Source organism: Aeribacillus sp. FSL K6-8210 (assembly GCF_037963925.1).
Lineage (GTDB): Bacteria > Bacillota > Bacilli > Bacillales > Aeribacillaceae > Aeribacillus > Aeribacillus composti.
The window spans coordinates 1,031,999-1,056,968 of record NZ_CP150172.1 but is presented as its reverse complement, the minus strand read 5'-3'; the positions used below and the strand labels follow the sequence as shown (position 1 = coordinate 1,056,968).

At 38.9% G+C, this 24,970-nt stretch carries 14 protein-coding genes, 1 pseudogene and 1 riboswitch; of the genes and pseudogenes, 9 read left to right on the top strand and 6 right to left on the bottom strand.

What is annotated here, in order from left to right; genetic code table 11:
* Positions 1–245 precede the first annotated feature (245 nt).
* From NSQ41_RS05240 to metH, 4 genes are all read left to right on the top strand, one after another.
* Positions 246–524, top strand: a complete 279-nt coding sequence (locus NSQ41_RS05240; protein WP_063387027.1) for an HPr family phosphocarrier protein — start codon at positions 246–248, stop codon at positions 522–524.
* A gap of 144 nt (positions 525–668) precedes the next feature.
* Entirely contained in the window at positions 669–1,160 is a 492-nt protein-coding gene (locus NSQ41_RS05235) for a YajQ family cyclic di-GMP-binding protein (protein WP_063387028.1), read from the top strand.
* A gap of 101 nt (positions 1,161–1,261) precedes the next feature.
* Positions 1,262–1,383: riboswitch (SAM riboswitch) on the top strand.
* A gap of 108 nt (positions 1,384–1,491) precedes the next feature.
* Positions 1,492–3,351, top strand: a complete 1,860-nt coding sequence (locus tag NSQ41_RS05230; protein ID WP_339199126.1) for a bifunctional homocysteine S-methyltransferase/methylenetetrahydrofolate reductase — start codon at positions 1,492–1,494, stop codon at positions 3,349–3,351.
* Entirely contained in the window at positions 3,344–6,766 is a 3,423-nt protein-coding gene (gene metH / locus NSQ41_RS05225) for a methionine synthase (RefSeq protein ID WP_063387030.1), read from the top strand. Before NSQ41_RS05230 ends, metH begins: the two co-directional genes overlap by 8 nt.
* A gap of 234 nt (positions 6,767–7,000) precedes the next feature.
* On the opposite strand, the gene NSQ41_RS05220 is transcribed toward metH, so the two are convergent.
* Positions 7,001–7,183: a hypothetical protein gene (locus tag NSQ41_RS05220; RefSeq protein WP_339211152.1), complete on the bottom strand. Its 183-nt coding sequence runs from the start codon at positions 7,181–7,183 to the stop codon at positions 7,001–7,003.
* 668 nt (positions 7,184–7,851) lie between these two features.
* On the opposite strand from NSQ41_RS05220, the gene NSQ41_RS05215 reads away from it, so the two are divergent.
* A complete protein-coding gene (locus NSQ41_RS05215; RefSeq protein WP_339211150.1) occupies positions 7,852–8,301 on the top strand; it encodes a hypothetical protein in 450 nt (149 codons plus the stop codon).
* A 95-nt stretch (positions 8,302–8,396) separates the two neighbouring features.
* Entirely contained in the window at positions 8,397–10,067 is a 1,671-nt protein-coding gene (locus NSQ41_RS05210; RefSeq protein ID WP_327855894.1) for an ABC transporter ATP-binding protein, read from the top strand.
* 196 nt (positions 10,068–10,263) lie between these two features.
* Here NSQ41_RS05210 and NSQ41_RS05205 read toward each other — a convergent pair whose 3' ends face one another.
* Positions 10,264–10,485: a GH36 C-terminal domain-containing protein gene (locus NSQ41_RS05205; RefSeq protein WP_339211149.1), complete on the bottom strand. Its 222-nt coding sequence runs from the start codon at positions 10,483–10,485 to the stop codon at positions 10,264–10,266.
* A gap of 101 nt (positions 10,486–10,586) precedes the next feature.
* On the opposite strand from NSQ41_RS05205, the pseudogene NSQ41_RS05200 reads away from it, so the two are divergent.
* A pseudogene (locus tag NSQ41_RS05200) lies at positions 10,587–11,733 on the top strand (IS3 family transposase).
* 759 nt (positions 11,734–12,492) lie between these two features.
* Positions 12,493–13,362: an SDR family oxidoreductase gene (locus NSQ41_RS05195; protein ID WP_066248403.1), complete on the top strand. Its 870-nt coding sequence runs from the start codon at positions 12,493–12,495 to the stop codon at positions 13,360–13,362.
* A gap of 908 nt (positions 13,363–14,270) precedes the next feature.
* Here NSQ41_RS05195 and NSQ41_RS05190 read toward each other — a convergent pair.
* The 3 genes from NSQ41_RS05190 to NSQ41_RS05180 form a co-directional block, all read right to left on the bottom strand.
* Positions 14,271–15,665 (bottom strand): hypothetical protein, encoded by a 1,395-nt coding sequence (locus NSQ41_RS05190; RefSeq protein ID WP_339211147.1) that lies wholly within the window; start codon positions 15,663–15,665, stop codon positions 14,271–14,273.
* Positions 15,613–16,410, bottom strand: a complete 798-nt coding sequence (locus tag NSQ41_RS05185) for an ABC transporter ATP-binding protein (protein ID WP_066248413.1) — start codon at positions 16,408–16,410, stop codon at positions 15,613–15,615. The genes NSQ41_RS05190 and NSQ41_RS05185 overlap by 53 nt, the downstream gene beginning before the upstream one ends.
* Before the next feature lie 702 nt (positions 16,411–17,112).
* The gene (locus tag NSQ41_RS05180; RefSeq protein ID WP_339211145.1) at positions 17,113–22,548 is read right to left on the bottom strand and encodes a lamin tail domain-containing protein; all 5,436 of its coding nucleotides are present in this window, start codon (positions 22,546–22,548) and stop codon (positions 17,113–17,115) included.
* A gap of 172 nt (positions 22,549–22,720) precedes the next feature.
* On the opposite strand from NSQ41_RS05180, the gene NSQ41_RS05175 reads away from it, so the two are divergent.
* Complete coding sequence (locus NSQ41_RS05175; RefSeq protein WP_339211143.1) at positions 22,721–23,776, top strand: lactonase family protein; 1,056 nt, start codon at positions 22,721–22,723, stop codon at positions 23,774–23,776.
* Positions 23,777–24,488: 712 nt separating this feature from the next.
* Here the strand turns inward: NSQ41_RS05175 and NSQ41_RS05170 are convergent.
* Positions 24,489–24,932, bottom strand: a complete 444-nt coding sequence (locus NSQ41_RS05170; protein WP_130158619.1) for a DUF1284 domain-containing protein — start codon at positions 24,930–24,932, stop codon at positions 24,489–24,491.
* Between the last annotated feature and the right edge of the window lie 38 nt (positions 24,933–24,970).

Here is a 24,970-nt window from a genome sequence, read left to right as displayed (position 1 = left end):
TATCTTACAGTATGCATCTTTTCTCTAGCTTTTGTTTTCATTTTTGTCTAATAAAACATGGGCGGGGCAATAACTTTCAATTTGATTAGGCCATTCATTTCATTAAAAAACAGAGAAATCCAAAACGTTTCCATATTCAAAAGCGGAGGTCATTTTTTTATATGTAAGAGGAAATGACAAACATGTGGGAATCTATCCTTTATTAATGTAAGATATTGTAAAATAAGTATACAAGAGGTGGCACAATGAAGAAACATGAAATTTCCGTGTATCTTACAAAAGAGATGGAGCCGGAATATGTCATTTCCCTTGTCCATGAAGCGATTAAATTTAACAGCTACATTTTATTCCAAACAAAAAAGCTCCAATTAAATGCGAAAAGCGTTTTAAGCATGCTCGGTTTTTCCGCCTTTTTAGAAGGTCATGTAGTCATCAGCGCTGAAGGAGAAGATTCGCTCGAAGCAGTAAAAAACTTACAAGACTTTCTTTCCCCTAAATGTTCTAAAGCGACATCTTTAGCTTAATTGCATTTAAGCAGATATTAATTTCCTTGCCGTTGCTTTAAGTAACGGTTTTTTCATTTAATTTGCGAGGAACCCCTAAAAGAGTTGTTCAACTGAACGACATTCACTATAATGAATGTAAATAACGTTATTGGAGGTAAAAAGTTGGCTAAGGAGAATTCATTTGACATCGTCTCAAAAGTGGATATTGCCGAAGTGAACAATTCCATTCAAATGGCGAAAAAAGAAATTGTAAACAGATATGATTTCAAAGGATCTAAAAGCGATATATCCCTAGAAAAAGATGAGCTTGTGCTAATCTCTGACGATGAATATAAGCTGAATCAACTAAAAGATGTATTAGTAAGCAAAATGATTAAACGCGGTGTCGCAACCAAGAATATTCAGTACGGGAAAATCGAAAAGGCTTCAGGAGGCACTGTCAGACAAAGAGCCAAACTTGTCAACGGAATTGACAAAGAAAACGGGAAAAAGATCAATGCGCTGATCAAAAATACCGGGCTAAAAGTAAAAAGCCAAATTCAAGACGACCAAGTCCGGGTAAGCGGCAAAAGCAAGGACGATTTGCAAAAAGTGATTGCAGCTGTGAAAAGCGCCGACTTGCCGATCGACGTACAATTTATTAATTTTCGCTAGCTTTGCCCTGTTCACAAAATTGAAATTTTATATTGATTATTTTGATAAAATTCGTTAAATTAGGATTAATCCGTTGTTTTAAAATTTCATACGGTAAAGCGTTCTTATCAAGAGAAGCGGAGGGACTGGCCCGATGAACCTTCAGCAACCGGATTACCCAAAAACTTTGGGTACCAAGGTGCTAAATCCAGCGATGCGTAAATTTGCGCTCGGAAGATAAGAAGAAGGGGAAATTGTTCAAGAAAAAGTCTTCTTCTTAGAAGGCTTTTCTTTTTTATATAGGTGTTCGCCTCCTTGCAGGCGCCTATTTCATTTGATTGGAGGACTTTTTATGGGGCTTTTACAAGATTTACAGAATCATATATTAATTGCCGACGGAGCAATGGGGACTCTACTATACTCATTCGGAATAGACAGATGCTTTGATGAGCTAAACGTTTCAAAACCGGAAGAAATAGAACGGATTCATTCAGCCTATTTAGACGCAGGCGCAACTGTTATTCAAACAAATACATACGGCGCCAATCGCATAAAGCTTGCCAGATATGGGCTGGAAGATGATATAAAGATCATCAACCAAAAAGGGGTTGAACTTGCAAAGAGGGCGTTACAAAAAGCGGAAAACAAAGGGTATGTCATCGGAACAATCGGCGGCATCCGTTCGTTTCAAAAAAGCGCCTTCACGCTATCTGACATTGCCGAAAATTTTCGTGAGCAGCTTCATGTCCTTTTATCCGAAAACGTAGATGGCATTATTTTAGAAACCTATTACGACTTGGAAGAACTGAAAACCGTTTTGCAAATAGCTAGAAAAGAAACGGATTTGCCCATTATCACAAATGTTTCTTTGCACGAACAAGGCGTCTTTCAAAATGGAACAAGATTGGCAGACGGTTTGAAAATGCTTGAAGAACTTGGTGCAGATATTGTCGGCCTCAATTGCCGTTTAGGCCCTTATCATATGCTGCAATCTCTGGAAGAAGTGCCGCTGTTTGAACATGCCTTTTTATCCGCTTTTCCAAACGGCAGCCTGCCAAGGTATGAAAACGGAAGATTAGTTTATGAATCAGATGAACACTATTTTTATGAAGCGGCTCTTCAATTCCGAAAACAAGGTGTCCGGCTTCTCGGCGGATGCTGCGGAACCGCGCCGAAACATATTCGGGCAATGGCTGAAGCGGTATCAAACCTCCCTCCTGTCACAGAGAAAGAAGTAAAAGAACGAAATGTTCCAATTCATGTTTTACCTATGAAAGAAAGTCAAGAAACTCCTCTCCCAGATATTGCAAAAAACAGACGCTCAGTGATTGTAGAATTGGACCCGCCGAAAACGCTCGGCTTGGAAAAATTTTTAACAGGAGCAAAAGCGTTGAAAAAAGCGGGGATTGATGCAATTACGCTTGCGGATAATTCCCTTGCTACACCAAGAATCAGCAATGTTGCTTGCGCAAAAATTGTGAAAAGCCGTTTCCAGCTTCGCCCGCTCGTTCATTTAACATGTCGTGACAGAAATTTAATCGGCATTCAATCCCATTTAATGGGGCTGCATACGCTTGGCCTGCACGATATTTTAGCGGTCACCGGCGACCCGTCCAAAATCGGTGATTTTCCGGGTGCAACCTCTGTCTATGATTTATCATCGTTTGATTTAATCAGTTTAATTAAGCAATTTAATGAAGGTTTGTCATACTCCGGAAAATCACTTGGTCAAAAAACAAACTTTACTGTTGCCGCCGCCTTCAACCCGAACGTAAGACATCTTGATCGCGCAGTTCAGAGACTTGAGAAAAAAATCAGCTGTGGAGCCGATTATTTTATTACGCAGCCGCTCTACTCGGAGAAGCTGATCGAAGAAGTATATGAAGCAACAAAACATCTGAATGTTCCGATATATCTCGGGATTATGCCGTTAATAAGCAGCCGCAATGCTGAATTTATTCATAACGAAGTGCCAGGCATTAAATTGTCTGATTCGATTCGCGAACAGATGCAAAAAGCAGGCAATGATAAAGAAAAGGGAAAACGAGAAGGACTTGCCATTGCAAAATCGCTTATTGACGCAGCATTTGACCTGTTTAACGGCATTTACTTAATCACTCCGTTTTTGCATTATGAGATGACAGTCGAGCTGACGGAATACATTCATGAAAAAGAAAAGGCAAAACGAGAAAGGAAGATTTCCCATGTATAACATAAAGGAACAGCTGGAGAAAAAAATTTTAATACTAGACGGAGCCATGGGAACAATGATTCAAGCTGCAGAATTATCTGCGAAAGATTTTGGCGGTGAAGAATATGAAGGATGCAACGAATATTTAAACATCACTTCCCCTGAAACGATTGTCCGTATTCATGAAGCGTACCTTGAAGCAGGCGCTGATATTATCGAGACAAATACGTTTGGCGGTACAAGCATCGTCCTCGAGGAATATAACTTGGGGCACCTTGCTTTTGAAATAAATAAAAAAGCAGCTGAGATTGCAAAGCGCGCTGCAGAAAAATATTCAACACCGGATTGGCCTCGTTTTGTGGCAGGATCAATGGGGCCAACGACTAAAACGCTCTCCGTTACAGGCGGCGTCACATTCCAACAATTGGCAGAAGCTTATCAAGTTCAAGCGGAAGGACTGTTAGAGGGGGGCGTTGATGTACTTCTGCTTGAGACAAGCCAAGATATGCTCAATGTAAAAGCGGGTTACTTAGGAATTCAACGAGCTTTTCAAAAGCTCAAGAAAGAAGTGCCGATCATTCTGTCCGGAACGATAGAACCGATGGGAACAACTCTTGCCGGTCAAGATATTGAAGCGTTTTACATTTCAGCTGAACATATGAATCCAATTGCCGTTGGCTTAAACTGTGCGACAGGCCCGGAATTCATGACCGATCACATCCGCACATTGTCTGAAATCGCCAATACCGCTGTCAGCTGTTATCCGAATGCCGGACTGCCTGATGAAGAAGGACGCTACCACGAATCACCGGAATCTTTAGCCAAAAAAATCAGAGGGTTTGCAGAAAGAGGCTGGCTTAATATGGTCGGCGGCTGCTGCGGAACAACTCCCGAACATATTCGCGCAATAAGGGAGGCAATGGAAGGCTTAAAACCGCGAAAAATCGTCAAAAAGCAAAATCAACATACGGTATCAGGCATCGAGCCCCTTCGCTATGATGAATCAATGCGCCCGCTGTTTGTCGGTGAACGCACAAACGTCATCGGTTCGCGTAAATTCAAGCGTCTCATTGCGGAAGGAAAATTTGAAGAAGCAGCGGAGATCGCCCGCGCTCAAGTGAAAAACGGCGCCCACGTCATCGATGTCTGTCTCGCAGATCCGGACCGAAACGAGCTTGAAGATATGGAAAACTTCATCCGCGAGGTTGTAAAAAAAGTAAAAGCGCCGCTTGTCATTGACTCAACCGACGCCAATGTCATCAGAAAAGCGCTCGAATACTCACAAGGGAAAGCGATCATCAACTCGATCAATTTAGAGGACGGCTTAGAACGGTTTGAAGAAGTTCTCCCGCTTGTGAAACAATTCGGTGCAGCTGTTGTCGTCGGAACAATCGATGAAGACGGAATGGCTCTGACTGCGGAGCGAAAGCTGGAGATTGCCAAGCGGTCTTATGACATTTTAGTCAATCAACACGGTATAAGTCCAAGCGACATTATTTTTGACCCACTCGTCTTCCCTGTCGGCACAGGTGATGAGCAATATATCGGATCTGCCCAAGAAACGATCGAAGGGATCCGTTTAATTAAAGAACATCTTCCCGGCTGTTTAACTATTCTCGGGATCAGCAATGTTTCTTTCGGGCTTCCGCCGGTCGGCAGAGAAATATTAAACGCCGTTTTTTTATACCATTGCACACAGGCAGGGCTCGATTATGCGATCGTCAATACGGAAAAATTAGAACGGTACGCTTCGATCCCTGAGGAAGAGCGGAAGTTGGCAGAAAACTTATTATTTGAAACAAATGATCAGACGCTCGCACAATTTACGAACTTTTACCGCGACAAAAAGAAAGAGGAAAAAAAGCCGAAAACGGAATTAACCTTGGAGGAACGGCTCGCACAATACGTTGTGGAAGGAACAAAGCAAGGATTAATCGAAGACTTGCAGCTGGCACTAGAAAAATATGATGATCCTCTCGATATCATCAACGGGCCGTTAATGAAAGGAATGGAAATTGTCGGCGAACTGTTTAACGACAATCAGCTGATTGTTGCTGAAGTGCTTCAAAGTGCGGAAGTGATGAAAGCATCTGTCGCCTTTTTAGAACCGTATATGGAAAAAAAAGATGACAGCGGCAAAGGAAAAGTCATTTTAGCTACAGTCAAGGGCGACGTCCATGACATCGGCAAAAATTTAGTTGACATTATTCTTTCCAACAACGGCTACCGCGTCGTTGATTTAGGCATTAAAGTTGCGCCGCAGCAGCTGATTGAAGCGGTCAATAATGAAAAGCCTGATATTATCGGTCTTTCCGGACTGCTCGTCAAATCAGCCCAGCAAATGGTGTTAACAGCACAAGACTTAAAAACAGCCAACATTTCGATTCCGATTTTAGTCGGCGGTGCTGCATTATCACGCAAATTTACCGATCAAAAAATATCACCGGAATATGACGGTCCTGTGTTATATGCGAAAGATGCAATGGACGGGCTGTCGCTTGCCAATAAGCTGAGAGAAAACCCGGATGCATTCCTTGAGAAAAGAACGGTCGCAGTTGAGGAAAAACAGAATAGACAGAAAAGCAGCAAACCTGTTATGATCATTGAAAAAAAATCATCTGTGTCCAAACCGACCGTATATCATCCAGCTGACTGCAATCCACACATTATTCAAAACATTGATATTGCCCAAGTCGTCCCGTATGTGAACATGCAAATGCTTTTAGGACACCATCTCGGATTAAAAGGCAATGTCAAACAGATGCTTCTGGAAAAACAGGAAAAAGCGGTAGAACTAAAAAATGAAATAGATGAATTGCTGCGTTTAGGGAAAGAAAATGGCTGGTTCCGTCCATCTGCTATTTATCAATTTTTCCCGGCCTATCGCGAAGGAAACTCCATTCACATTTTAGATCCGGCTGCAAAAGATAAAATCATTGAGACGTTTACATTCCCTCGGCAGGAAAAGCCGCCGTTTTTATGCATTGCCGACTATGTAAGCGAACGGTCAGATGAAACACCGCATGATTATATCGCCCTGTTTGCCGTAACTGCTGGAAAAGACATTCGCAGCATCGCCATGCAGTTTAAAGAAAGCGGTGAATTTTTCCGGAGCCATGCGATTCAAGCATTGGCGCTGGAGCTGGCAGAAGGTCTTGCAGAGCGGACGCACCAGCTGATCCGCGACCGATGGGGCTTCCCGGATCCACTTGACTTCACAATGCAGGAACGGTTTGCAGCAAAATACCAAGGTCAGCGCTATTCATTTGGCTATCCGGCTTGTCCAGACTTAGAAGATCAAGCGAAGCTGTTTAAGCTGTTAAAGCCTGAAAAAATCGGCATCCAGCTGACGGAAGGCTTTATGATGGAACCGGAAGCATCCGTCTCTGCCTTCGTCGTCTCACACCCTGAAGCTCGATATTTTAATGTCCTTTAATATTTCGTCTCGCCGTTAAGGGCAAGCTATTTTCGGATGCATATGGATAACGAAGTGCTAAACGAGCACTTCGTTATCCATTTTTTATTAAATCGCCTCAAAGCTTTTCCTAACCATAAGCTTGAATAAATTGTATTAAAATAGCCTATTGCGGTTTCCTATCCGCCCGCTGAATGAAAACAACTGTTATAAACATTAGCACGATAACGGTTATCGACAAAAATAACCATTTTCTCAATAAAAATGGATCCCAAACAGGCGGATCGAATAGAAAGATGTGCGGCCATGGATAAATTCTCCTAACGTAAGCACTTCTAAAACCGTGTAAATCATGATAATCGTTAGAGAAATCTCAATGTTTATAATCAGCACGATAAGTGATGTGCCAAAAAGCATATAGAATAATACTAAAATCATAAAATGAATCACGTTAAGACCAGATAACGAAGTCATCCCGTATTTCATCACAAAAACGGTACATAAATGAAAAACCCCGATAATATTGACAATCAAGTACTGGAAGAAATCCATCCCAAACCGTTTTTAGTAATATGGAACTAACGTTTCATACGCCCCTTCTTCATACATTTCACTCAGCCGATACATAAGGCACCAGCAAGTAAACGGTATAAAAACACCTTGAATAATAATGATATTACTGTGAATATCATCTTCCTCTCTTGGAACAAACAGAATAAGCAACATAGATAAGCTAAACATCACAGCAGGGACAAAAAAAGTGAGCCCCATCGTCTTTCGGTCAAATACAAAGGTGCATAAATGCTTTCTAAATAATCTCTCATTTTAGTTCACACCCCTAACAACGGCTAAATACCGATCCTGTGCGATTCCCACCCATTTTCTCATTCCGCCGGATCATTCCATCATTTTCTTGTTTTCATGCCTTGTCAGATTGACCTTTTTAATAGCCTCCCATATAGTTGGAAAAATTCAAAAATATGTAAAATTTTTCTGTAAATTAATGGAGTTCATCATTTATAATTTTTGGTAGAGAGGCCTCTTCACTTTCTTCCCCTAAGATGGTTGCAACAAGGTTAACGTTAAAATAGAAAGGAAGAAGTGAAATGATTAAATTTTTAACTGAACCATTATTATTTGATACCGAAAAAGATAATTATTGCTATGACAACAGTACGAGAATAGTTATTCCAGTAAATAAATCAGAAAAAAACTTTTTGTCGGCAATTAAGATAGGTGACACCATTCATGAAGAAGACTTCAAAAAAAATAATCTAAATGAATTGCTTCATAAAATTGTAAAATATAACCTCTTTCAATCAGATTTTCAATTGCCAAAAATCACTGAACAATTTATTAAAGAAAAATTACTGACAGAGGGAATATCGCATCTATGCTTAATTGTTACCGATGCTTGCAATTTCAGATGCAAATATTGTATTTACTCTGACCATTATTTTTATTCAAAGAATTTTTCAAATAAACGTATGGAACGAAAATTCAACATTGTTCAAATTGTGAGAGAAATTTATTTTGCTTTGATTGCCGTGCGCTAGATTATTTTAAATCCAAAAGGATTGATGGAATGGTCTATTGCAATAAAATAGAAAAATCAACGGTTACCTCTACTAACTAAACCGGGGCGATATATATGAACAACAGCGTAAAATTATTGTTTAGCTATTTAAAAGAATTTAAAAAGAGCTTGTCTATAGCTTTTCTTTTATTAGTTGTTCTTTCTGCAATCACTGTACTTCCAGGATTAATCATTAAGAATATTTTTGATTTTGGAATAGCAAAAAAAGATTATCACTATGTTCTTTTATTCAGTGCAATACTTGCATTAATATATGTAATTAAGAGTATGCTCAACTATTTTTCCAATGTAGTTTTTACAAAAGTAAGCCAGAATATAGTGTTGAATCTTCGGCAAAATATATCAACAAGACTGCTGAAACTGCCTATGGAGTTTTTCAATTTTTACCCCAGCGGATATATTACATCAAGATTAAATGAGGTAAATAATATAGGGGGATTGTTTTCTGCCAACACATTTAAAATTTTGCTGAGTTTTTTTGAACTGTTTGCTACCCTTATTATTCTGGCAGCAATCAATTTCAAATTAACATTAATTTTATGTCTGCTAATGCCGGCATATTACATCATTTCAAACAAATTCTTGTCTTCAATATTTCATATATCTACTGAAACAGCTGAAAAAAGTGCCGTTTTAAACAACAAAATACAGCAGTCAGTACAGGGTATCGAAGAAGTCAAAAATCTCTCGGTAGAGGATAAGGAAACAGAAAAAATCAATTCAGCAGCTAAAGATCTAGTGGATGCCAATATTAAACAATCAATCTTTTATTCAATTGGTATGGAATTAATTGTTTTGGTTGGTTCACTGTCTTCTGTTTTATTAATCGTTATGGGTGGAAAAGATGTCATAATAAATAGTATGACAATAGGCGGATATATGGTATTTATGAACTATCTTCCCAGACTGTATTCGCCAATTCAAAATATATCGGCTACTGTTCTAACGATCCAGCCGGCATTAGTAAGTTTAAAAAGGCTCCATATATTTATTGAACAAATAGGAGAAGACGAGGAACAGAATAAAGTCAAAATAAATGATATTAAGAGCATTGAGTTTAAAGGTGTATCTTTTAGGTATAAAGAAGACCAGCCATATATCTTGAATAATGTAAGTTTTTCGCTAGCCCCTGCTGATAAGCTTTTAATAAAGGGGAAAAATGGAACCGGCAAAACAACAATACTTAGAATATTAATGGGATTATATAATGTGCAAAAAGGAAAAGGACAAGTTCTTATAAATGGAATACCGATTGATGACATAGATAAAAAATCGCTTCGGAAAAACATTGGCATCGTATCGCAAAAAATATATTTATTTAACGATACAATTGAAAACAATATTAAATATGGTGTAGAAAACGTTGATTCGAATACTTATATGGAAGTGCTGAGAACGACTGGTTTAGATGATATTATAGAAAAATTGCCTGATAAAGAAAATACATTAGTTGGGGAAAACGGAAAAAATTTATCAGGAGGCCAAATTCAAAGAATTGCTATTGCCAGAGCCCTTTTAAAAGGGGCAAACATCATTATGTTTGATGAAGCAATTTCTCATATGGATTTTAGCGGTAAAGAAAAGATAAAGAAATTAATTGAAAGCGGCTCATCAAATTCCATTTTTATCATTATAGACCATAGCAATGATTTTGACACAGTATGCAACAAAATCATTCACTTACATGATCATCCACAAGGCGAAGCAACAATTGCTGCCAATTAGCAAAACTCATGACTTCAACCTAAAATCCGTAAATACCGTTCACATTTTGCAAATTGCCCGGATTTTGTGCACTTTGGGTAATTTGACTCTTCCCCGATCCATGCCCCAGCCTGCGGGAAAAATCCATCACTCCTTCTGGGTGTAAGGGGAAGTATTTGAGGCTCTGATGAAAAAACCGAGGCAGGCGCCCCGGTTTCTACCATTCTTTTGCTTTGAGCTTAAAGAGTTTTGAAGAAAAATCGCCCGATTCATTGACCCCGAAGTGGGCATCAAAGATATTGTTCGTCAGCTGAATGCCGACGTTCATCAGTTCATCGCCAAAAAATGTGTTTTCGACTCCTTTTATTTCATATTCAAAATCGCCATTTAACCCTTTTAACAGAATGCGTGAATATCCGTGATTTGGTTTTGCCAGCACTTGGTAGTAACCTACAAGCGCTTCTTTTTGATCTTCTGAAACAATATAATGCTCCCATAAGGTGAGACACATGAGCGTGATAAATAAGTTATAATGATACCATGAAAAAAAGAAACCGATATACCGCAGAATTTAAAGCTAAGGTGGTTCTTGAGGTGTTGCGTGAAGAGCAAACCGTCAATGAAATAGCCGCCAAATATGAATTAAGCCCAGTCATGGTCAGTCGTTGGAAAGCAGAATTTCTAGAACGATCCTCGATGGTCTTTGAAAAAGGCTCAAGCGAAGTGGATAAAATCCGTAAAGAATATGAGGCCAAACAAGAAAATTTAGAGAAATTGGTAGGTCAGTTAACGGTTGAAGTTGACTGGCTGAAAAAAAAATCTGGGCTCAAATAAGTCTGTTGACGAACGAAAGGCTATGGTCGAATTCAATCACCCATCGATCAGCATCAAGCGTCAGGCACAGTTATTAGGTATTCATCGTACTAGCGTGTATCGCCAATCAAAGGGGCAAACAGAAAGCTCAGAAAACATCATGCTCATGCACGAAATGGATATGCTTTATACAGCTCATCCCTACTTTGGCTACAGGCGAATGACTGCGAAACTTCGTGAGAAAGGATTTGATGCGAATCGTAAACGCGTACACCGTCTCATGCGTCTTATGGGTATACAAGCTATTTACCCTAAACCCAACCTTAGTAAGAGGCTACATGCCAAGTACTGCCGACCTTACCTGCTCCGTGGATAGGAGATCACTCATCCGAACCATGTGTGGGGAGTGGATATCACCTACCTTCGTATGGGACGGGGCTTTATGTATCTGTTTACCATCATCGACTGGTTCAGCCGCAAAGTGATCGATTACGAGTTATCTAGTACGCTGGAGAAAGGATTTGTCATCAACTGTCTTAAGCGGGCATTGCGTCATGGTAAGCCGACCATCATCAATAGTGACCAGGGCAGCCATTTTACAAACGCTGACTATCTCGGGCTGTTGAAAGAGTATGGCATCCAGGTATCAATGGATGGCAAAGGACGAGCAACAGACAATAGTCGTACGGAACGATTCTTTAGAGCTTTAAAGTATGAATGTATCTATCTCAATGAATTCGAGAATCCTAAAGAGTTGCGAAAAGGCATTCGACGCTATGTTACGTTCTATAATACAGACCGACCTCACCAATCCTTGGACTATTTGACGCCAGCAACAGTGTACAAGCAACCTAAGATGGCTCAAGCATCCTAACCATCGAACGTGATGAGAGGCTTTATATGGAGAGACGGGCATGATAGGCTGTTTTAGCCATGCGATGTTATCTGTCCATCGCTCCAGCGCAAAAAATCGTGCCCGTAGAGGCTCCATGTCAAGCCTTTATCGCACACGCACCACATTCATAGCGAAAGGAGAGAATGGATAACTTAAATATTATCAATTTGTGTCTTGACAAAGGGGTGCATTACACAACCATACATGCCGTCACATTTCCGTCCCCGTCAAATGGGCTTATTAAGCGGTAAAATGTTCCTTTTTGAATCCATTTGCGATGATCTTTATTCGATATAATCTCGCGATATTAGTTGAAAAAGAATATTATAAAATGATGAATTCATCGAAAAAAAAGTTTATCTTTTAAGATACTCAATAAAAATAATGTCCTTCCTTCTAAATATTTATCAGGAATCAGTTTTATATTCTCCGATTTTATTTCTCCATCTTATCATTAATTTCCATTTAAGCCACTTTATTATTAACATTTCATCACCCAAAAGCCATTTTGTTATTAACGGTTCGCTTTTTCCAAATGTCATATCAAATATTCTCCATTTTATTATATAACCAAATACTGTTACTTCACCTAAATATAACCATAAAACAGATTGTAGTATCAATAGTTTTTTTGAAAAATCATTCTTTTCTAAAATATACTGTTAATCAATTTTTGTTTATTATCCCGTCAACTTCCCATACTAACTATATACTTACTTGTTTTAGGAGGAGGTTTTTATGGTTCAGCAGCAAAATCAGCCAAATACACTTCCGCCTCAACAGCAAAATGTGCAGCCGGGGATTGAATCGTTTATGAATCCAAGACCAATCTTTGATGATCCTTCTTATCAAGGCAGCGGAAAGCTTGCAGGAAAGACAGCGGTCATTACCGGCGGCGACAGCGGCATCGGGAGGGCGGTTGCGGTGCTGTTTGCCAAAGAAGGTGCCGATGTGGCCATCATTTACTTAAATGAGCATGAAGATGCAAAGGAAACAAAAGGATATGTTGAACAGCTCGGGCGCAAATGTCATTTAATAGCCGGCGATCTCGGCGACGAAGCATTTTGCCAGCAAGCGGTGAAGGGAGCAAAAGATCAATTTGGAAAAGTGGATATTTTAGTAAACAACGCAGCCGAGCAGCATCCGCAGCAAGGAATTGAATTTATTACAGCAGAACAGCTTGAACGAACGTTTCGGACCAATATTTTTTCGTTCTTTTTCATGACAAAGGCTGTTCTTCCCCATATGAAGACAGGCAGCACGATCATAAATACGACATCTGTTACAGCCTATCATGGAAATGAACAGCTCATTGATTATTCGGCAACAAAAGGCGCCATTGCGTCATTTACCCGTTCTCTTGCTTTATCATTGGCCCCTAAAGGCATTCGAGTCAACGGTGTAGCGCCAGGACCCATTTGGACACCGCTCATCCCTTCTACTTTTGATCGTACAAAAGTAGCTTCTTTTGGCTCCAACACAGCGATGAAGCGGCCCGGACAGCCGATGGAAGTTGCGCCTGCTTATGTATATTTAGCAAGTGACGATTCTACTTATATGACAGGGCAAATTCTCCACGTAAACGGCGGCACGATCGTAAATGGTTAATCTGCAAAAAGGCTCCAAAATCCAATACTTTGGGGCTTTTCTATTTGTAAATAGCTCTGGCATATCTGAGAGCAATATCCACATGGCCAGATCAATACGCTAAACAAAAGTCATCGATACATGTTCGCTCCTGTCAGATGCTGATAAATGAATTCCACTGGATTATTAATTTCTGGAAAATTCTACAGACTGCATCAATCGCTTTCAAATCCAAAGTAAAGAAGAAAATTTCGTGGCATTCAATATTTTGCTTGACGGTATGTCGTGAAAAATAAGCAAAATTTTTTACAAGCCCCTCTCTTCAGCGGCTCCTTCTATGAATTAACGGGATCTGTTTCTTGTAAAGAAATGAACCAAGTAATAAAAAGCCGTGCCTGCTACAAGTGAAAGAATTAAGCCTAACCAGGTCGCTTCCGCTACAAATTTACTTCCCTCTATTTTGATGACATATAAGGGAAGGTTCAGAATCTTCGGACTTGATTCAATGTGGGTGATGCCGGATAACCGAATAATAAAAGGGGTTATTAGAACTATTAAAGCGTACAGAAAAACTAAACTGATTCCGCCCATAAGCGCTCTAAAGAAAGTTGTCATAACATCTTCCTCATTTCTTCTATTGCTTTTACAATTTTTTTCATCAGGCCATTTGAGGACAAAAAGAGCAAATTACATAACGATGTTAAAAATAACATCTTCACAAAAAAGCTGTCAGTCATATTTATTCATACTATCGACACTGCCATTGGAGCAAATGCACAAATTTATTTCAGAATTGAAATATATTACATAAAAATACTTCAAATTGATTATTTGCCGAAGTCCAATATTTTTCATCCCCTCTTTATAATTCATTGCGATATATCCCGTCTCATGAAAAATTGGAGGCCAGACTGCTAATAGCACTTTTATCATTTGAAAACAGGCCTTCTTAAAAAAATATTTTGAGAAATCAAGTATAGAAAAATCCCGCCTGCAACATATATAAAATCAATATAATAACTTTGCGAAATGAAATAATGTAAAAAAGAATCAATGATTGCCACAATGACAAGGATTATAATTAACGCTACAGCCTTATTCCCGTCATGAATTCTCGCTATAAATCCGGCAAAGGTTGAGAGCATTGTAACGAAAAAAATAGAAAAAATTCCGGTTAATTGCGGAAGAAAATCTTGATTTAATATAAAACAATTTAAAACTACAAATAAAAAATAAATCATAAAATTTACTGCTATTGCCATGAATATTCTCGGAAAAAAATAGACGGAAGCCGGTGCATTGATCATAAATATGGAAAGATTATATTGCCTAAAATGCATCCCAATACATAAAGGCAAAACAATCATAAGTTCTTTTAAACCTAAATTCATAATAAATGAATATACAATGGCAAAGGTCATTGCATCCGAGAAAATATAAACCCCTATGGTGAGAGCATAGAGAATCGAGAACATAAGAGCCATTTCCGCAAAAAGTCGATTTCGAAAATAATAGATTGCTTCCAATACAAAATGAATAACGTAATGATTAAGCTTAAATTCCTTGCTTTTTATTTTTTTAGGATAATTACCTGTATGGCTTTGCTGAAATAAACCAAATAAATACCTTCCCGATAAATTTTTTATCCCTATCCATAATATTAAAAGAGCGACCAAACAACCGATCCAAAACAGAAAGCCGAAATTTCCTATACGCTCCGCCATATGTTTAGAAACAAAATGCATCCCCCATATGATGGACATAAATAATAATGATTTGAAATAAAGTCCATCTTTATGTCTGCCCAGCCATTTTCCGACAATCAAAGAGGATAAAATCCAAATAAACAGGATGAACCAAAAAATAATAAACAACAAAAGAAGAACTAGAAAAATATGAAAGATATGTATTTGAATATGTTTTATATAAAAAGAAATGAGCAAAGGCAAAAATGCGAAAAAAATGAAGATGTTAAAAAAGACATATAACAAAAAATAGCTTCCCGCAACAAATTGACCCGCATTAATAGAAGTGTTTAAAAAGAAAAAGGCATACTCCTTTCTTTTTAACTTTTCTCTGGAAAATATCATAAGGAAACACGCCAATAAGATGCTGAACACCAAAATTGAATCAAAAGCGTCTGTCTTATTCAATGGAATGAAATCCAAATATTGAAATAAAATTAAGGCATATACGACATAAAGGAGAATCGCTCCTAAAACAACTGCCAATAAATGAGTCGGGTAGTTCAAAAAGATATTTTTTGCTTTTTTAACCTGTTTCGGAATCTCGATCCTCGCTATTATCTCGAACATCGGGGGCATTTAAAATCTCCTCTGCTTTCAAGTAATAATCCTTGTTTGCCTCTTCATATATTTCTTCCAAAGACATTCTGCCAAACTGCTCAAATACTTGATCCCGCGTACAATTTAATTTTACTTTTCCGTTTCGAAGCAAAATAACCTTGTCGTACAATTCTTCCCCAAAACTAAGGTGATGGGTGGACAATAAAATCCCGATGCCTTTTGTTTTTAAAAAATGAAGAGTTTTCCGCAAGATAATGACCATATCGGGATCCAGCCCGTTCGTCGGCTCGTCAAAGATGACAAATTCACTTCCTTTAAAAAGCTGTGAAACAATTTGTGTTTTTTTCTTATTGCCATGAGATAAATTGCTTATCGGTATATGCAGATACCTTTCAAGTTCAAAAATTTTTATAAGCTTTTCTAATAACTGATGGTCTACCTGATGTTTAAATGAGTTTTCGATTAAAGAGAAGTATTCTTTCGGCGTCAAATAATCGAAAAGAGCAATCTCATCTGAAATATAGGAAACATTTTTCTTCAAATAATCCACATCTTCAGAAACATTCAAATCAATCTTTTTGTTATTTACGGATAAAGTACCGACATAATCCATTAATCCAAAGAGTGATTTAATAATGGTTGTTTTCCCCGCCCCATTATGACCTAATAATAATGTGATTTGAGAAGGCATGATGGTCACTTCTATATTTTTCAGCTCAAATTCATCACCGTGTCTCTTGTGTTGAATATATAATGACAGCATTCTATATTCCCCGCTTTGCAGTTGATTGGAAACATTCAATTATGATAGATTGAAAGAGAGAAAACGGGATCATGTTTTCTATCCTTTTTTCTTCACGTAAATGCACTGTCTAGGGATCAACAATAACTGAAAATAGTTCTTTTATTTTGTATAAAGATACTTGTGCTAAAACCACTGCTTATCCCGATGAATAATGGAAAAATCTATTTTCTTTGTAAACTATAAACTTCACTTTCATTCTTTTGAATATTATATATAATTTTCCAATTCATTGGTAATTTTACCAATACTTTTTTCTTTTTGTCAATTTTAATTTCCGATCATTTACAAACTTTATAGAAATTGTTTTTTCATAATAGATATAGAAGAAGTTTTCAAATGGTCATTTTTTAATGGAAAAAATCATAGGACGGCTGACTATTCAGGCAAGAGACCCAAAGTTTGCCGCCCGCTTCCATCAGAATCCGTGTCACCACGGACACCCCTTGCGTTAAGCTAAATGCTGCTTCTGCCTTCAGAGCTCGGGACTTTCATCCTAGAGATTACACCCATGTCGGGCGCACCAAGAAACGGGCTGTCCAGAAAGTCAAAATCCATTGAAAACGAAACATCATAAACATTGATATATCAGCGTTACTAAAACATTAAAGGGGCGTCTATAAGCCGGAAAATCGACTTATTAGACAGCCCCGTTTGCCTATTTTATTTGTAAATAGCTTTGCGCTGACGAATCTTCAGCATCATTCCCATTGCTATCAGCAGCATGCCTATCAGCAGCCAGCGATACACGTACGTTGCTGTATCCGGAAGTGATGCCGAAGCTTGATTCTCACTCACCTGTTCAAATTTCGTTTCATCCGTAGTTCCATCCGTACCAGAAGGATTATTTGTGCCGCCTGATCCGCTACCGTTGTTTCCATTATGATTTTCGTTTTCAGGATGATCTTCGTTACCCGAATGATCTTGATCTTTTTCTTGGCCGCCGCTTTCGGAAGGTGTTTTATCGCCTTGACCACCTTTATCCCTGTTGTCTTTTTCCGGATCATTTCCGCCTTCTCCCGGATCAGCCGGATTTGGAACAATTTCACCTTCTTTCGTTTGGAAAGACCAAATCGATGAGCGCGTTTTACCGCCAAATTGATCTTCCGCTTCCGTGTACCAATAATACACTTGGTTTGGCTCTAAATCATGCCACATGACAGAGGCCACTTCGCCACTCGGAACGTTTTCGACTTTGCCGATCAAGCTGTCGGTATAGACGTTGACAACAAAAGAATCTGTTGCTACTTTTTTCTCTTGCGGTTGTAAATCGGTTTCAATGATAAATTCATCTTTTCCTGGATACTGTTCCGGATCGTAAAAGTTGTAGTCGTCTAAATAAGGCGAATATGTTTTTACATAAATTTGATTCGTATCTGTATTGAAATGCAGCAAACGGATATAGCCCTGGCCGCCCTCAGGACCGCCTTGATAATCAGCAAGTATTTGATATACTTTTCGGTCAGGCGCTCCATCTCCGTTATCATCAATCTCATCGACTAATGTCTCGCTGTCATGATAATGTCCGCATAATACCGCCATCACATTTTTATTTGGTTTAACAACTTTTTCAAAAATTTGATTTCCAATCGGGCTGCGGTTTCCGCTGACTAGTAAATATTCATGGAATGCTAAAATTGCTTTCCGATCGGGATACTTTTCAAGCACCGAATTCACCCAGTCCAAATCTTCATCCGAAACGCCCCAGCCCATATACACCATAATATAATCATTACCGTTCGCCGAAATTAAATCATAATGACCGCGGTTATTTTTATAAGAACCTCCATAATAGTCACGACCTGCAAACCGATTCTCGCCGAAATATTGATAATAATTGTCATAGCTTCCGTCTTTATGGCCAACATCATGATTGCCGGCTAGAACTCCATATCTGATTCCTGCATCATCTAGCACTTTCATAGCTTGATCGGCCACTGCCCATTGATTGTGATCATCTGCTTCATCGACTAGATCACCTGTATGAAATACATACTGAATATTGAGATTATCTTTTTGATCTCGAATCCATTCGACTTGCTTTTGATAAATGTGTGGATAGCTTTCCGAATAATATTGCGTATCGCTCATCCATACAAACGTATAATCATAATCTATAGTTTGCGCGATTTGGTCTTGAACGATCACGCTCACCTTTTGGTTTTTCACATAGTCTTTCGCAATTACGCTCCCTTTCAATTGAAATCTTTCTTCACCGGCAGTTTGTGAAGCAACTTCCTTCCATTTATTTTCCATATTGTTCCAGGCATACATCGTCACTTTTCGTCCCGGCAATGAAGAACCGTTCCAAATAAGTTCTATTTCATCATTTTCATCAACTTTTTGATCAACGGTAACGTTGAAGCGATGATACGGAAACTGCTCAGTTGATGTTGTTGCAAGCGCCTCGCCATCTGCGTTTTCCAACTTCCTGCGTTCATCTTTCGAAAGAACTTTTTCGCCTTCAACTTGAAATCCAGCAGGCGGTTCTGTATCAGATGCATTTTGCAAAATATCTACATGTTCTTCATCTGATGCTTTATACTGAAAAGCTTGAAAGAAAGATACATCAAGATCGTCCATTGTCGGATCCGCCACCCTTACGGACAATTTAGCACTTAAAGCATCCTCATCTGTTTCGGAAAAATCAGGTAAGAGCGGATGTTCGTCCACTGTATAGAAAGTGACTTCGCTTTTGCCTTCATTGCCTGCCTCATCAATAGCTGTAATGACAAGTTGATGTTTGCCTGATTGAAGCTGTGCTGACGAAGCTGCAAATGGAAGATCGATATATTGATCATCTAATTTGGCAGTGATCGATCTAATTTTACTCCATTTATCTTGAATTTCAGCATCAATAACAAAAGGTCCTTTATATTTTTTTCCTTCCTCAATAGTTGGTTTAATGATTGGCATTGTGTTATCGACAATAACTGTCGATTTCACTTCATTCCCCTTTTGGTCAACTGCTTTCACTTCATGCTCGCCATCTTCTTCATTTTCGCTGTTCCATAAGTAACCGAGGGAAGTAAATTTTTCATCCGGAATATTGAACGTAAATTCGACAACCGGGCTTAATCCGGCACTGTCGCCGACGGAAATCTCCTGTTCGGGTTCTTGATACTCGCTGCTGTATAGAGCTGTGCCGTCAGATAAAACTAATCGCACATTTTTTACATAAAAATCATCTCGATTTTCTTCAGATGTTTCATCAAATGGACTGACCTTTGTGCCTGCCCTAATCGCAATTGATAAATCTTCACCGATTTTCAGCCTTTCCGACGAAATCGGAACCGTAATTGTTGTATATTGATTAATGGTGTCATCAAATATTCTCAAAATGTCATTTCCTATCGTCACACCGTTTTGAAAATAAAGATTCGTTTTACGAACATCAAAGGCAAAATAAACGTCTGATTCAATCGTGCGGAAAGTATTTGTTTGTTTTGCTCCATCAATATATAAGGAAACCTCCTCAGGTGTAAGATCGCCTGTTGCCTTCACTACGGTTTCTTTTGAAACAATTTGTCCATTTTCTACATTTAACCGCAATCCCTGCTTCTTATTTGCATTTCCAATTTGAACGGTAAACTTAGGAGACTCCTTGATATTCACTCCATCGCCAGCGACAAAGTAATACTCAACTATATTTTTCCCAATTAATTCAGGCGAATAAATCGTATGTTCATATAATCTCGAATTATAGTTTTCTTCTAAATTCACTTTTTTAAATGGTTCTTGTAGTTTTGTCCGGTAGTATAAAGAAACGGTTTTGACTTCGATATTATCTTTTACTTCCGCTTTGATGAAAATATTATCCGTTTCCATGGCTTTTTCAGTATTTGTTAAATTTTCAATAGTTGGCGCCATTGAATCGGCTGGAACAGTTACTTTCACTTTCGGAGTTTGTCCGTCTTTTACCGATCCGGGTGTAGCCGCTTCAACGCCGGCACTAATTTTTTGCATTATATTGCTTCCATCCGCAGGATATTTGTACAAAATCCCTTTGTCCTCTTTAGTATCATCAATATTTACCTGATCATTATAATGAGCAACGGAAATTTCTTTTCCGCTGTTTGTGGCAATTACTAATGATCTCGCACTACTGTTGGCCATCCCGTTATTATAAATTTTCACAATGTTTTTATTCTCTTCTAACGAAACACCATAATGTTTATTAAAATCTTCAACAGCCAACGATGCATTCCCTTGATTGATGATCCAAAATACAAGCGTCCCACCTGAAGGAATTAGCAGTGATTGATCATCATTAGGAGGTCCCCAAATAAGATCGGATTCTGCACCTTCCTGCGGATATCGATAACGGATTTTATAGTCTTTAAAATCAATGGTCTGATTAGTATTATTATAAATTTCAATAAATTCATAACCGTCCAACCCATTTATATTGGCGCTGTCCGGAACTACTTCAGTAATGAGAAGTTTTGGGGCTTTTTGATAATCAATATTGGGAGTTTTGAGTTGAACATGGTGTTCCTCTGTTTTGACCGTGTTTGTTCCATCTGATGCCTCTATGTAATATAGGAGTTCGCTTCCCCACATGCCTGCACTGGGAATCGCCGCCCTATATTCATTTTGATTTCCGTTTTCAGTCATTTGAAGGGATTTGTATGCTCCATTTTCCGTCAATTTATAAAATAATGTGACATAACGGACTTTTTTATTATCAGTGACTGTAGCTTTTACAATTAATGGCTCCTCGCTTTCCCATTCTGCTATTGGCTGATGTGTAATGACAGGAGCTTCTTTGTCATCAGGCTCTTCAATAGCGACAGGTGTCTTCGGCACTTGCCCTTCGATGAATGCACCTGGATTAGCTTTTTCACTTAAGCCAATTTTTTTCATTTTCGTCTCTTCCGTAAATTGATAAATGATTCCTTTATCTCTTTCAACATCATCAGCTCCATCATTATATGCTGCTGCAGATACTAATGAACCATCCTTTGAATAAACAGCTAATGCCCGGATGCCGCTGTTAGCCATTCCTTCAAATGGCAAGGCTTGGACTTCGCTTTCTTTCAAATTCGTTCCGTAAAATTGATTAAAATCTTCCAATCTTAAAGATTGATTAGAACTATTTTTCACCCAGAGAATGAAAGTTTTTTGCGGAGCTATTACTTGATTGTCCGAAAATTGAAAAACTTGATCGGCTTTTGCTGTACCCGGATATTGATAATGAAGTTCATAATTTCGCAATTCAATCGGCTTGTTGGTATTGTTGTAAAGCTCAATAAATTCATATCCGTCAGCACTTCCGACATTTGACGTGTCTGGAGCCAGTTCGGTGATTAAGATTTTCGGAACTTTTTGATAATCCGGTTCCGCATCTTGTTGAATAGCTACTGAAAATGTTTCAGAAGAATTTATTGGAAGTCTTGTTGTTTCTGTCTCATTTTTCCCTTCAAACCAATAAGTAAAAGCATAAGACCATAAATCGCTTTCTGGTACAGTTGCCGTAAAGGTTGTATCATTTATTTTCTCCATTTTCATGCTTTTCACAAGCATACCCGGTGCTGTACGATAAAACAGTGACAACTCCGCAAGACCTTTTCCTTCCGCATCAATTTTAAGCGGCCGGCCTTTTTGAATGACTGCCGGTGGCTGATGAACGATTTCCAGTGGCAGTGTAACAGCTTGCTGTTCAAGTTGGGGGGTAGATTGTGAATTTGCTTCTGGTTCTTGTTTTGAAGTTTCGGGAACTGTATCAGTATCTTGCTGTTCTGGTTTTTGCTGCTTTTGTTCACTTTCATTAACCGGAAAAGATGGATGATCCCCTCCTTTTGCAGGTTCTTTCATTTCTTCATTTGCTGCATCAGGCTGTCTTTCATCACTTTTGTCCTGTTGAACTTCGTTTTGCTGAGAGTTGTTTTCTTCAACATTTGGCTCGCTGTCATTTTGATGAAGCGGTTGTTCTTGATTTGGTTTATCCGTTGATTTCGTTTGTTCCTCCATCTGCTGCTCGGCGTTTCCTGCAACTGTTGCTGTTGCATACGTATGTATCGGTGTTAACACGGAAACAAGAACAAGCAAAACAGCGGAAGCTCCAGCCAGCATAGAGCGTCTCTTTCTTTTTTTCAAATAAAACACCTCCCTAAAATTTTCTAACCTCAAATTATTGTAATATCGAAATATTTAGTTGGTTTTAATTATTTGTAAATTTTCGTCTAATTTTCGTTCATTTTAAAATAGAAAAATAGGAGAATTTCCATGATATAATTCTAGAAAAGTATATTTGAAAGGAGCATGTTTCGTGGCAAATCCATTCATCGGTTATATCGGTACATATACGAAAGGTGAAAGCAAAGGCATTTACAAATTTACATTGGACACTGAGAAAAAAGAGCTTGGTGAAGCTAAAGTAGCAGCAGAGCTTGACAATCCGACATATGTCGCGATTTCCAAAGACAATCAAAATTTATATTCGGTTGTTAAAGACAGAAATTCAGGGGGGCTTGCTGTTTTTTCCATTGACGAACAAACAGGCGATCTGCAAAGCATCAACCGACAAGTGACGGAAGGACCTTCTCCGTGCCACGTCAGCGTCAACAAAGCAAACCATTTCGTCGTCACCGCTAATTACCATCGCGGAACGATCGAGGCTTACTTGCTGAATGAAGACAAAAGCGCAAATCCAGCGGCAAGCGTTGCAGAACATACAGGTTCAGGCCCTAATCTTGAAAGGCAAGAAAAACCGCACGCTCACTATTCGGGGTTTACACCAGATGAAAAATATGTTGTAGCTGTTGATTTAGGAATTGACCAAATTATTACCTACTCTTGTGATCAAGGTGTTTTAAAGAAGGTGAGCAGCCTTTCTGTTAAACCTGGAAGCGGCCCTCGCCATATCGTCTTTCATCCAAACGGAAAATTCGCTTACGTGATGACGGAATTAAGCAATGAAGTGATCGTTCTTTCTTATAATGCAGATGAAGGAAGCTTTCAAGAGCTGCAATACATCCCAGCAATTCCGGAAGATTTTGCAGAAAACAGCCAAGGCAGCGCCATTCACATTTCTTCCGACGGCAAGTTCGTTTATGCTGCTAACCGCGGCCATGACAGCATTGCTGTTTTCAAGGTAGAAAATGATGGGGGCAAGCTTGAATTTGTTGAATGGACAAGCACCGGCGGCCATTGGCCAAGAGACTTTGTCCTCGATCCGACAGAAAGATTTGTGATCGCCACAAACCAAGAATCAAGCAACGCCGTCTTATTTGAACGCGATCCTGAAACCGGCAAATTGACACGCTTGCCATCAGAAATTTCCGTGCCTGATCCGGTTTGCGTGAAATTTCTTCATCAAGGCTAAAAAAATGTCTTTGCAATCTATTTTCACCTTTACGAAAAGAAGGCTCATCTTGTTTTAAAACAAGACGAGCCTTTCAAATTTTTATAAAAATGGCACCTTCCATCAGACTTTTAATTTAGGAGCCTATTGGCGTTGGTCAACTTCGATCACAGTGCGAATCCCTAGTGAAAGAGTATAAAAACGGTGAAGTGCTGCTCAATCCGTTTGCCTCCAACTTATTAATTCAAATCTTATCGTCGTCCGATACAGAGCGTTTCAAACAATCTAGTTTTCCTCCAACTTATTAATCCAATTCCCGAACTCGAAAGAAAAATCGTCATGGAAGCACCCTTCTTTTAAGCTGACCGCTTATGATCCATCGGACAGCAAATGTTGCAAACCTTTATGACATCTTCATTCATGATTCCTATAGAAAAGAAACGGAAACAGCTTTCTACAAAGCTTGCAGTATTATAGTGAAGAAGCATAGCCCTCCGTGTTTAAAATTAGAATAGCCGAATTGTCGCTCGGCTATTTCCACGAAGAGGTTATTTCCTGCTTAACAGGAGCAAAATCTCAACATGGTTTCGCTAATACTTGGATTATGTAAAAGATGACGAAGACGAAAAAGAGTACAAAATTTCAACAAGATTGCGCCAATATGCACCAATAATTTTGAAAAGCCGCAATCAGCTACACTGACAGATTGGGCAGTGACGAAAACTGTAAAAAGCTACTTAGCTTCCTTTTGCGCAATATTCCCGTTACGGACATTGGCGATGCCTTCTTTGCATACACCGTGCGGAAGCCAGGAGCAATTCGCACATAAGTAATCTAAGTCGTCAGGGACTACTTTTTGGGCCGTGAGCCCCAATAATTCCGATTTTAAGTAAATCCCATTTTCTTCAATGCCTAAATGGCGGATTACTTTTTGATCCATGGAAATCACATGCTCATTTGAATTCGGATCCGCTTGGCACGTCGATTCTCCATGGTGCGGACATGCCATGCACGCATCATCAAGTGCAGATACGACTTGAATGGGAAAGTCTTGCTCTTCATCACGAATTTTTGTAACTACTTCCCACATCTTCTCTACAAACGATGGACTATATCCCATTCCGCGAAATCCGTGCACACATAATAAATGATGCCCCCGTAAGCGAAGCGGCTTCATACATTTCTCCTCCCCTTTTTCTATTACTCCCATCTTAT

Coding starts and splice junctions, on each gene's coding strand:
- NSQ41_RS05170 (WP_130158619.1), bottom strand. CDS start 24,932: ATGAAGCCGCTTCGCTTACGGGGGCATCATTTATTATGTGTGCACGGA.
- NSQ41_RS05210 (WP_327855894.1), top strand. CDS start 8,397: ATGAACAACAGCGTAAAATTATTGTTTAGCTATTTAAAAGAATTTAAA.
- NSQ41_RS05185 (WP_066248413.1), bottom strand. CDS start 16,410: ATGCTGTCATTATATATTCAACACAAGAGACACGGTGATGAATTTGAG.
- NSQ41_RS05215 (WP_339211150.1), top strand. CDS start 7,852: ATGATTAAATTTTTAACTGAACCATTATTATTTGATACCGAAAAAGAT.
- NSQ41_RS05190 (WP_339211147.1), bottom strand. CDS start 15,665: ATGCCCCCGATGTTCGAGATAATAGCGAGGATCGAGATTCCGAAACAG.
- metH (WP_063387030.1), top strand. CDS start 3,344: ATGTATAACATAAAGGAACAGCTGGAGAAAAAAATTTTAATACTAGAC.
- NSQ41_RS05230 (WP_339199126.1), top strand. CDS start 1,492: ATGGGGCTTTTACAAGATTTACAGAATCATATATTAATTGCCGACGGA.
- NSQ41_RS05195 (WP_066248403.1), top strand. CDS start 12,493: ATGGTTCAGCAGCAAAATCAGCCAAATACACTTCCGCCTCAACAGCAA.
- NSQ41_RS05240 (WP_063387027.1), top strand. CDS start 246: ATGAAGAAACATGAAATTTCCGTGTATCTTACAAAAGAGATGGAGCCG.
- NSQ41_RS05220 (WP_339211152.1), bottom strand. CDS start 7,183: ATGATTTTAGTATTATTCTATATGCTTTTTGGCACATCACTTATCGTG.